The following is a 10,077-nucleotide window of genomic DNA, read 5'->3' as shown; positions in this document are numbered from 1 at the left end:
TCTTCGCTGAACCTCGATCTCTTCATCGTCCGTCTCCTCGTTGGAGCGGACTCTATCTCAAACCGGAGGAAGAAACGGGGCTCAGGTCAGTTCGGCCATCCCTCAGGCAGTTGCCGCGAGCACACGCATCCGACGATCCTCTCACGCATCTCGTACACTTCTCGCACGGAACTCTCACTTCGTCCCGCGCAACGTTCTCCTGCGGCACGCCCGGCGATCCGGGGTTCCCGCACGTCGCACCCGCGCCTACTCTTGCTTCCGGGAGGTGCATCATGGTGAAACCCGAGGACCATCTGTCCACCCACGAGGTGACAAACCAACCCGCCCGCGCGGCCCCTCGCGACCCCTTCGCAAGTGATCCGACGCTCGCCAGCCACGCGAAGTTACAAGGCGGCAACGCAGATCAACTGGCCCGCTTCGGCACCGCCCTGTCAGGGGCATGGGACCTCGCCGCCGAAGCCCGGCGCGTCCCGCCCGAGGCTTTGATCTTCGATCGCCACGGGCGCAGGCTGGACGAGGTGCGCTTCCACCCCGCCTATCACGACCTCATGTCGCTGGGCCTCGGCCACGGCTACGCCGCCCTGCCCTGGTCCGGCGCTGCGGGCGGCCATGTGACCCACGCAGCGATGGTCTACCTGATGAGCGGGGTCGAACCCGGCATCTGCTGCCCCATGACGATGACCTATGCCGGCGTTCCCGCCCTCGCCGCCGCGGGATTCGCGGACTGGTCGGCCAAGCTCTCCACCCCCGCCTACGACCGGGCACTCGCCCCGCTATCGGACAAGAGGGCCGCGACGCTGGGCATGGCGATGACCGAAAAGCAGGGCGGCTCGGACGTGCGCGCCAACAGCACCCGCGCCGTCCCCGAAGGCGACCAGTGGCGGTTGACCGGGCACAAGTGGTTCTGCTCGGCCCCCATGTCCGACGGCTTTCTGACGCTGGCGCAGACGGACGCGGGCCTGACCTGCTTCCTCGTTCCGCGCTGGCTCGAGGACGGCTCGCGCAACGCGATCCAGCTGATGCGCCTGAAGGACAAGCTCGGCAACCACGCCAACGCCTCGGCCGAGATCGAGTATCACGGCGCCCTTGCGCATCTGGTCGGCGAACCTGGGCAGGGCGTGAAGGCGATCATCCGGATGGTCCATCACACGCGGCTCGATACCGCCATGGCGCCCGCCGGCCTGATGGGCGCGGCGCTGGCCGAGGCGGTCCACTGGTGCGAGGGGCGCTCGGCTTTCCAGCGCCGGCTGATCGACCAGCCGCTGATGCGCAGCGTCCTGGCCGACCTTTCGCTCGATTGGGAGGGGTCGACAGCCCTTGGCCTGCGCGTCGCGCGAGCGTTCGACGAGGGTGATCCCTTGGGCCGCGTGGCCGTCGCGCTGGCGAAGTTTGTCGCCAACAAGCGGGCGCCCACGGTCATAGCCGAGACGATGGAGGTGCTGGGCGGCATGGGCTACATCGAAGAGACGCCGATGCCCATGCTCTACCGTGAGGCGCCCCTGAACGGCATCTGGGAGGGGTCGGGCAACGTCATCTGCCTCGACATCCTGCGCACCCTCGCCCGCGACGAGGCCGCGCGCGAGGCGCTGCACGCGGCGCTGCAGGAGGCGAAGGGAAACCGCGCCCTTGATACCGCCCTCGCCGCTTTCCAGGACCGCTGGCCCCGTCTGCCTGACGAGGCCGAGGCGCGCTTCTACACCGAACGCCTCGCAGGGCTTCTGACCGCCGCCACCTTGTTCCAGACGGCGCCATCCGCAGTGGCCGAAGGTTATGCAAGCACCCGCCTTGGCGCGGATCGCGGCATGCTGCCGGGCACGGCGACGGGGCTCGACAACGAGGCGCTGATCGCGCGACTGCCACGCTGACGCTTGCGTAAAGCCGGCCGCGTGCCACATCTGGGGAAGCGCACCAACAGAGGGCTTCGGACATGAGCATGAAGAAGATCGCGACCCAGATGGCGCTTGCTTTCGCCGCCGCGAAAGGCGTGCAGGCGTTCAAAAAGGCCGGCGGCCTTGAGGGCGTGCGCCGCAAGCTGTCCGGTCCCAGCGGCGGAACGGCGCGGAGCGGTGGCATCGGCGGCCTGCTCGAGCAGCTCGGCATCGCCGATACCGGCTCGAAAGGGCGCACCGACATCGCGGGTCTGCTGGGCGGGCTTGCCGGTGCGTCGGGCGGTGCTGCCGGGGCGCAGAAGATGCGCGGGCTTCTGGACACCACGCGCGAGACGCCCGAAGACACGCCGGAAGAAGAGCAGGTCTCGGGCCTGATGCTGCGGGCCATGATCCAGGCCGCGCGCGCCGATGGCGAGATCGACGCGGCCGAGCGCACGTCCCTGATGGAGATGATCGGCGACGCCGACGCCGAAGAGATGGCGTTCCTCGAGCGGCAGATGACTGAGCCCGTCGATCCCGAAGCGCTCGCCGCCGACACGCCCAAGGGGCATGAGATCGAGGTCTACACCGCCTCGGTCATCGCGATCGAGCCCGACAACCGCGCCGAGGCCGAGCATCTCGATCGCCTCGCCCGTGCTATGGGGCTGGGTCAGCAGACGGTCAACGACATCCACGAGGCGCAGGGCAAGGCCCCGCTTTACACACTCTGATGCGGTATCTCGTCTACGACGTGTTCACGGACCGGCCCTTCGGCGGCAATCCCCTGGCGATCTTTCCTGACGCGAGCAGCCTCGCGCCCGCATTGATGCAGCCGATCGCGCGCGAGTTCGGGTTCTCGGAAACGATCTTCCTGTTCCCCGAGGACGGCGACGTGCGCGTCCGCATCTTCACGCCGACGCAGGAGATCCCCTTTGCCGGTCACCCCCTGATCGGCTCGCTCGTCGCGCTGCACGACGAGGGCGCACCCGACACGGTTACGATTCACACCGGCGTCGGACCGATTGCGGGATGCGTGGCCGACGGCGTCGCCTCGTTCCGCCGCGAGGCCGAGGTCGAGCTGCTCCACACGCCCGATCCGGCGCTGGTCGCGCGGTGCCTGTCGATCGACCCCGCCGCCATCGCCGAGGTCACGATCGCCTCGGCGGGCCTGCCCTTCGCCCTGACCGAACTTTCCGACCGCGAGACCCTGTCCCGCACGCGCCCCGACCTCGGCGCGTTTCGAGAGGCCTCCGCGCTCTACCCGCTGCCCTTCGACTTCTCGGTCTATGCCTATGTCCGCGAGGGCGAGACGATCCACGCCCGGATGTTCGCCCCGCTCGATGACATCCCAGAGGACCCCGCGACGGGCAGCGCGGCGACGGTGCTTGCGCTCTACCTCGCCAAGGGTGGGTCGCTGAACCTCGAGATCCGGCAGGGCGAGGACATGGCGCGCCCCTCGCTGATCCGGGCCGAAGCTGCGGGTGGCGCGGTGATCATCTCGGGCCGCGCGGTGCGGGTGATGGAGGGGCGGCTGACCGTCTGACGCGAGGGCTGGCGCGGCTGCCGGCAAAGGACTAAGGCGCAGGACATGACCACCGACAGCACCATCCCCCAGGGGGACGACAACCTGCGCGCGACCGGCTTCATGGTGCTGTCCATGGCCTTCTTCGCGACCGAGGATTTCTTCATCAAGCGGGTCACGGCCGAGATGCCGGTGAGCCAGATGCTGTTCCTGATCTGCAGCACCACGGCCGCCATCCTGGCGCTGCTCTGCCTGCGCAAGGGTCTGCCATTGGTAACGCGGGACGTGCTTGGGCCGCAGGTGATGGGGCGCAACTTCTGCGAGGCCTTCGCCACCATCAGCTTCGTCACCGCCCTGTCACTGGTGCCGCTCACGCTCGCCACGGCCATCCAGCAGGCGACGCCTCTTCTGGTGACCGCCGGTGCCGCTATCTGGCTTGGCGAGACGGTGGGCTGGCGTCGCTGGACGGCTGTGGCCATAGGGATGGCCGGGGTACTGCTGATCCTGCGGCCGGGGCTCGAAGGTTTTCAGCCCGAGGCGCTTCTGGTGATCGTCGCCGCCATCGGACTGGCCGCGCGCGACGTGATCTCGCGCCGCATCCCGTCACGGATCGCCACTTTGCAGCTCGCGTTCTGGGCCTATGTCGCGCTGACGATCGGCACCGGGTTGCTCTGGATGATCCGGTCCGCGACGACGATGCCGGGGCTTGCCACGTGGCTCTACCTGGGCGCCGCAACGGCCCTCGGCGTAATCGGCTACCTGTCGCTCACCACCGCGACACGGCTCGGCCACGTCTCGACCGTCATCCCGTTTCGCTACACGCGTCTGGTCTTTGCGCTGATCCTGGGGATGGTTTTCTTGGGCGAACGGCCGGATGCGCTGACCCTCGTCGGAGCGGCCATCGTTGTGGGCAGCGGGCTCTATGCGCTGATGCGCGAGCGGCGGCGTAAGCGGGCCGAAGGCCGCCCGATGCGGCCGCGGGGACGCTCGCTGATGCGCTAGGCCGGCGGCGCGGCTTGAAGCGATAGCCAACTGCGTCACGGTGCGCTAATCGGACAGCGACCGTTACGGAAGGAGGCGCATATGAGCGCGATCATCGACATCGTCGGACGCGAAATCCTGGACAGCCGGGGTAACCCAACCGTCGAAGTGGACGTGGTGCTGGAGGACGGCAGCATGGGCCGGGCCGCGGTGCCCTCCGGCGCCTCCACCGGCCAGCACGAGGCGCACGAGCGGCGCGATGGCGACAAGGGACGCTACCTCGGCAAGGGCGTGCTCGAGGCCGTCGCGGCGATCAATGGCGAGATCGCCGAAGCGCTCCTGGGCATGGACGCGACCGAGCAGGAAGCCATCGATGCCACAATGATCGAGCTTGACGGTACCGCCAACAAGGGCCGCCTGGGCGCCAACGCGATCCTCGGCGTGTCGCTGGCGACTGCCAAGGCCGCGGCCGAGTTCACGATGCAGCCGCTCTTCCGCTATGTCGGCGGCACCTCGGCCCGCACGCTGCCTGTCCCGATGATGAACATCATCAACGGCGGCGAGCACGCGGACAACCCGATCGACATCCAGGAATTCATGATCATGCCGGTCTCGGCCTCGAACATCCGCGAGGCGGTGCGGATGGGTGCCGAAGTGTTCCACACGCTTAAGAAAGAGCTGCCGGCAGCGGGCCTGTCCACCGGCATCGGCGACGAGGGCGGGTTCGCCCCGGACATCAAGTCGACCCGCGATGCGCTCGATTTCATCATGCGATCCGTGGAAAAGGCCGGCTATGCCCCCGGCGAGGACATCATGCTCGCCCTCGATTGCGCCGCGACCGAGTATTACGAGGGCGGCAAGTACGAGATGAAGGGCGAGGGCGCCTCGCTGTCGTCGGAAGAAAATGTCGACTACCTGGAAAAGCTCTGTGCCGACTATCCGATCCTGTCGATCGAGGATGGCTGCTCCGAGGATGACTGGGACGGCTGGAAGATGCTGACCGACCGCCTTGGCGACCGCATCCAACTCGTGGGCGACGACCTCTTCGTGACCAACCCCGAGCGTTTGGCCCAGGGGATCGAGAAGGGCTGCGCCAACTCGATGCTCGTCAAGGTCAACCAGATCGGATCGCTGTCGGAAACCCTGCGTGCCGTGGAAATGGCGCACCGCGCGCGGTTCACCAACGTGATGTCCCACCGTTCGGGCGAGACCGAGGACGCGACCATCGCCGACCTCGCCGTCGCGACGAATTGCGGGCAGATCAAGACCGGCTCGCTGTCGCGCTCGGACCGGCTGGCGAAGTACAACCAGCTGATCCGGATCGAGGAAATGCTCGGCGAAACAGCGGTTTACGCGGGTAAAGCAATCCTGCGCTGACGAAACCGATGGGGCGGCCCGTGGACAGCGGGCCGCCCTGCCCTAGCCTTCCGCAGGTTCCCCGCGAGAAGGCCCACATGCTCGACCCCGATCCCGTTCCCATCGACGAAGGCACCTACGCCGTTCCCGCCGGCAACTTGGCCGTCGTCGTCCATCACCTCGCCTGCACCGCTCCGATTGCCCCCCGCGAGAAGCCCGAGTGGCTGGTTCTGAAGCGCGAAGAGCGGATGTATCCCGACGTCTACCGCAAGCTCTTCCGCATGGTCGGGCGCGACTGGCTCTGGACCTCGCGACTGATGCTCGAGGACGACGCGCTTCTGCGGATCCTGCTCGACCCCGGCGTCGCGATCTACACGCTGCACTCGGATGACGGGCCGATGGGGATGGTGGAACTGAACGTCGGTGACCCGACCTATCCAGAGATCAGCTTTTTCGGCCTCGTTCCGGCCGTCATGGGCAAGGGGGTGGGCGGATGGCTGATGTCGCATGTCCAGCAGCTGCTGTTCAGCGAAGGCGCCGAAAAGATCCGCCTGAACACCTGCACGCTCGACAGTCCGCAGGCGATGCGGTTCTACCTCGGGACCGGGTTCAAGGCGGAACGGCGCGAGGTCCGGGTCTTTCCCGATCCTCGCGTCCTCGGTCTGCTCGACGAGGACGCGGCGTCTTACGTTCCGCGGCTCTGATCAGTCGACGGCTTCGAACTCGGGCAGGTTTCGCAGGGCTTCCTTATCCAGGCGCGTCACGATAGAGATATCGTTGCCGTCCTGGGGCCGCACGAGGCGGATGTCCTGTAGTGGGATCAGGACCGTCTTTTGACCGATGCCGAGGAAGCCGCCCACATCTGTGGTCAGGCCCAGCGTCTGCCCGCCCGGACCGAGCACGACATCCTCGATCTCGCCCACCTCGTTCAGGTCTGCGACCATGGCCTCGAGCGGCGCGGTGTCGTTCCAGATCGAGTCGCTGTAATTCCCTTCGAGCGACAGGATATCCGCGTCCTCGATATCGTCGGCCACGATCACCTCGGCCGGAGACGGTGTGCCCGGCTGCGCGAGGATGCTGGCCGCCTCCTGCGAAAAGGCCGGCCCGGCAGCCGCGAAGGTGGCAAGTGCGACAAAGGATTTGCGAAACATGGTCCGGCCTTTCATTGTGACATAGTCCGGCAGGGCAACCGTCAGCCGCCCCCGAGGTTCCGTGCCGCCCCTTCGATCCGCCCTCACGAGGCTCCAGGACCGCAGACGAGATCATCGCGCTTCTGGACCTCTCGCCCCACCCCGAGGGCGGGCGTTACCGCCAGACCTGGAAGGCCGCGGGCGACGGGCGCGCAGCCGGAACCTGCATCTACTTCCTGCTCCGCGCCGGCGAACGCAGCCATTGGCACCGCGTCGATGCCACCGAAATCTGGCACTACTATGCTGGCGCACCCCTGACCCTCCGGATTGCCGAGACAGAGGCCGGCCCAGCCATACGGCACGTGCTTGGCCCCGACCTGAGCGCGGGGGCACGTCCGCAGGTGGTCGTGCCGAAGGACGCGTGGCAGTCGGCCGAGACGGGCGACTGGACCCTCGTCGGATGCACCGTCAGCCCCGGCTTTCGCTTCGAAGGGTTCGAACTCGCGCCGTCGGATTTCGACATTCCGGACTGACTTACAAGGAACGATTGCCCGCCGCCGCGGCTTTGTCTGGGAAGGTTGCAAGGGGGCGACAGGGCCGGAATGACGACATTTTCCCAACGCTGGGGACCGACCCGCGACGGCGAGCGCTGGCGCGTGGCGACATGGGCGCCGATGCAGGACAACGTACGGCTGAGGCTGGGCAGCGACACGCTCGACATGAAGAAGGACGCCGGCGGGTGGCACGTCGCCGACGTGTCGGCGGCCCTTGGCACCGAGTACGCCTTCGTCGTGAACGGCGAATCCTACCCCGACCCCGCGGCGCGCTGGCAGGCCGGCGACGTCCACGCTGCCTCGCGCCTCTGCGATCCCGCCTCCCTGCCCCGCGCACCGTGGCACGGCCGGGAGTGGGAAGAAGCGGTGGTCCTTGAGATCCACGTCGGCACCTTCACCGCCGAAGGCACGCTGAACGCCGCGGCCGCGCAGCTGGCGGAGATCGCCGCGCTCGGCATTACCGCAGTCGAGCTGATGCCGCTCGGACAGTTCGCCGGCGATCGCGGCTGGGGCTATGACGGGGTGCTGCCCAACGCGCTCCACCCCGCCTATGGTCCGCCCGAAGACATGGCCGCCTTCGTGGACGCCGCCCACGAGGTTGGAATCATGGTGCTGGTGGACGCAGTCTATAATCACTTCGGCCCCGACGGCGCCTATATCCATGCACTTTGCCCCAGCTTCTTTGACGAAGAGCGGCAGACCCCGTGGGGTGCTGCCATCGACTTCACTCGGCCAGAGGTGCGCGCGTTCTTCCTTCAGAATGCCGAGATGTGGATCGCGGGCTATGGCGTGGACGGTTTGCGCCTCGACGCCGTGCACCAGATCGGCCAGCCGGACGAGACGGACTTTCTGACCGAACTTGCCGACCATGTCGCGGGGCTGGACCTTGGCCGCCCGGTCCACCTCGTGACCGAGGATGAACGCAATCTCGCCTCGTACGTCGGTCACGCGACGCTCAGGGCGCAGTGGAACGACGACTACCATCACGCCGTCCACGCCCTGCTGACGGGCGAGGGTCACAGCTATTACGCGCCCTTCGCCGAGGATCCGTTCGGAGATCTGCTGACAGCCTTGCGGGATGGTCAGGTCGATCAGGGCCAGCCGCGCCCCGCCACCGACGAAATGCGTGGAGAGCCGTCCGGACACCTGCCCCCGACCCGGTTCGTCAACGCCAACCAAACGCATGACCAGATCGGCAACAGGGCCATCGGAGAGCGCCTGATCGCCCTTGCCGATCCCGCGGACATGCGGGTGATGCACGGCTTGCTGTGCCTCGCGCCGTTCGTCCCGATGCTCTTCCAGGGAGAAGAGATCGGCGCCCGCGCACCGTTCCAGTTCTTCACCGATTTCCACGGCGATCTCGCCGCCGCTGTCCGCAAGGGCCGGCGCAACGAGTTCCCGGACTTCGCCGATGCGCAGGACGAGATCCCCGACCCGAACGCGCCCAAGACGTTCGAGCGGTCCAAGCCCTACGCCGATCCGCCACCGGACGCCGACGAGTGGCGCCAGTTGACACGCGACTGTCTGCGGCTGCGGCACACAAAGGTCGTGCCCCTGCTGAAAAGCGGCTGGCAAAAGACCGACGTTACACAGGAAGGTGAGCGGAGCCTGCGCGCGACATGGACCTTCGGCATCGGCCGACTTGAAGTGACCTTCGCCGATGGTGGCCCCGCGCCCGTGCTGCGCACCCCCGAAATCCTGACCATCGCAGGCCCCCGCATCGCGCTGCGCGTCGGGCTGGAGGGACACGCATGACTTACGTTGCCAGCTACCGCGTCCAGTTGCGCGAGGGGACGGATTTTGCCGCGATAGAAAAGCGCCTCGACCAGATCGCGGCGCTTGGCGTGAGCCATCTCTACCTGTCGCCGATCCTGACCGCCGCGCCGGGCTCCACCCACGGCTACGACACGACCGATCCGACACAGATCGACCCGTCCCTTGGCGGCCTGCCCGGGTTCGAAAGCCTTGCAGCTGCCGCGCGCGGGCGGGGGCTTTCCCTCATCCTCGACATCGTGCCGAACCACATGGCCTTCGGGCTCGATACACCTTGGCTTCGTGACGTGCTGCGCAAGGGTATGCGCAGCCCACACGCCACGAAATTCGACATCGACTGGCCGCAGGGATACCTGGCGCTGCCCTGGCTTGAACGTCCGTTAGCCGAACTGGTCGAGGCGGGCGAGGTCACGATGGGCAACGGCATCCTGAAGGTCGGCCCCCTGGAGGTCCCGCTGTCGCCGGGCACCGAGGCCGAGTGCAGCCTCGACGACCTCGACGGCCTGCAGGACCGCCAGCACTGGCGCCTGATCCCCTGGCCGCTCGAGCGCGACAGCATCACGCACCGCCGATTCTTCTCGGTAACCGGACTGATCGGCGTGCGCGTCGAGGATTCCGAGGTGTTTGCCGAGACTCACGCGCTGATCTTTGACCTCGTGGATCGTGGCCTCGTCCAGGGGCTGCGGGTCGACCATGTTGACGGGCTCGTAGATCCTGAAGCCTACCTTCGCCGCCTGTCCGACCGGCTGCCCGGCACGGATATCTGGGTCGAAAAGATCCTCGTCACCGGAGAGACGCTTGACGATTGGCCGGTCGCCGGCACCACCGGCTACGAGGCCGCGGCCGTGATCGGCCGCATCCTGACCGACCCGCAGGGACTTGAGGATATCGAC

The 10,077-nt window shown here is 67.3% G+C and carries 10 protein-coding genes; 9 read left to right on the top strand and 1 reads right to left on the bottom strand.

Annotated elements, in window-relative coordinates; genetic code table 11:
• Nucleotides 1-272: 272 nt before the first annotated feature.
• The 6 genes from ACFDS3_RS17105 (at nt 273) to ACFDS3_RS17080 (ending at nt 6,431) form a co-directional block, all read left to right on the top strand.
• Complete coding sequence (locus tag ACFDS3_RS17105) at nt 273-1,865, top strand: acyl-CoA dehydrogenase family protein (RefSeq protein WP_375263565.1); 1,593 nt, start codon at nt 273-275, stop codon at nt 1,863-1,865.
• Between the two features lie 68 nt (nt 1,866-1,933).
• Nucleotides 1,934-2,599 (top strand): tellurite resistance TerB family protein, encoded by a 666-nt coding sequence (locus tag ACFDS3_RS17100; protein WP_375263564.1) that lies wholly within the window; start codon nt 1,934-1,936, stop codon nt 2,597-2,599.
• Nucleotides 2,599-3,411, top strand: a complete 813-nt coding sequence (locus tag ACFDS3_RS17095; RefSeq protein ID WP_375263563.1) for a PhzF family phenazine biosynthesis protein — start codon at nt 2,599-2,601, stop codon at nt 3,409-3,411. The genes ACFDS3_RS17100 and ACFDS3_RS17095 overlap by 1 nt, the downstream gene beginning before the upstream one ends.
• A 45-nt stretch (nt 3,412-3,456) precedes the next feature.
• Entirely contained in the window at nt 3,457-4,392 is a 936-nt protein-coding gene (locus tag ACFDS3_RS17090) for a DMT family transporter (RefSeq protein WP_375263562.1), read from the top strand.
• Nucleotides 4,393-4,473: 81 nt separating this feature from the next.
• Complete coding sequence (eno, locus tag ACFDS3_RS17085; protein ID WP_375263561.1) at nt 4,474-5,748, top strand: phosphopyruvate hydratase; 1,275 nt, start codon at nt 4,474-4,476, stop codon at nt 5,746-5,748.
• A gap of 77 nt (nt 5,749-5,825) precedes the next feature.
• Complete coding sequence (locus ACFDS3_RS17080; protein ID WP_375263560.1) at nt 5,826-6,431, top strand: GNAT family N-acetyltransferase; 606 nt, start codon at nt 5,826-5,828, stop codon at nt 6,429-6,431.
• Here ACFDS3_RS17080 and ACFDS3_RS17075 read toward each other — a convergent pair whose 3' ends face one another.
• Complete coding sequence (locus tag ACFDS3_RS17075) at nt 6,432-6,878, bottom strand: PRC-barrel domain-containing protein (protein WP_375263559.1); 447 nt, start codon at nt 6,876-6,878, stop codon at nt 6,432-6,434.
• A gap of 110 nt (nt 6,879-6,988) precedes the next feature.
• Between ACFDS3_RS17075 and ACFDS3_RS17070 the strand changes: the two genes are divergently transcribed.
• From ACFDS3_RS17070 to ACFDS3_RS17060, 3 genes are all read left to right on the top strand, one after another.
• Entirely contained in the window at nt 6,989-7,390 is a 402-nt protein-coding gene (locus ACFDS3_RS17070; RefSeq protein ID WP_375263566.1) for a cupin domain-containing protein, read from the top strand.
• Between the two features lie 69 nt (nt 7,391-7,459).
• Nucleotides 7,460-9,166, top strand: coding sequence for a malto-oligosyltrehalose trehalohydrolase (treZ, locus tag ACFDS3_RS17065; protein ID WP_375263558.1), 1,707 nt, complete (start codon nt 7,460-7,462; stop codon nt 9,164-9,166).
• The coding region (locus ACFDS3_RS17060) for an alpha-amylase family glycosyl hydrolase (protein ID WP_375263557.1) at nt 9,163-10,077 on the top strand (915 nt) is incomplete at its 3' end. The genes treZ and ACFDS3_RS17060, both read left to right, overlap by 4 nt.

The sequence above is a fragment of the Palleronia sp. genome, from assembly GCF_042089775.1.
In the GTDB taxonomy this organism is placed as follows: domain Bacteria; phylum Pseudomonadota; class Alphaproteobacteria; order Rhodobacterales; family Rhodobacteraceae; genus Palleronia.
This window is presented reverse-complemented; position numbering and strand designations above follow the sequence as displayed.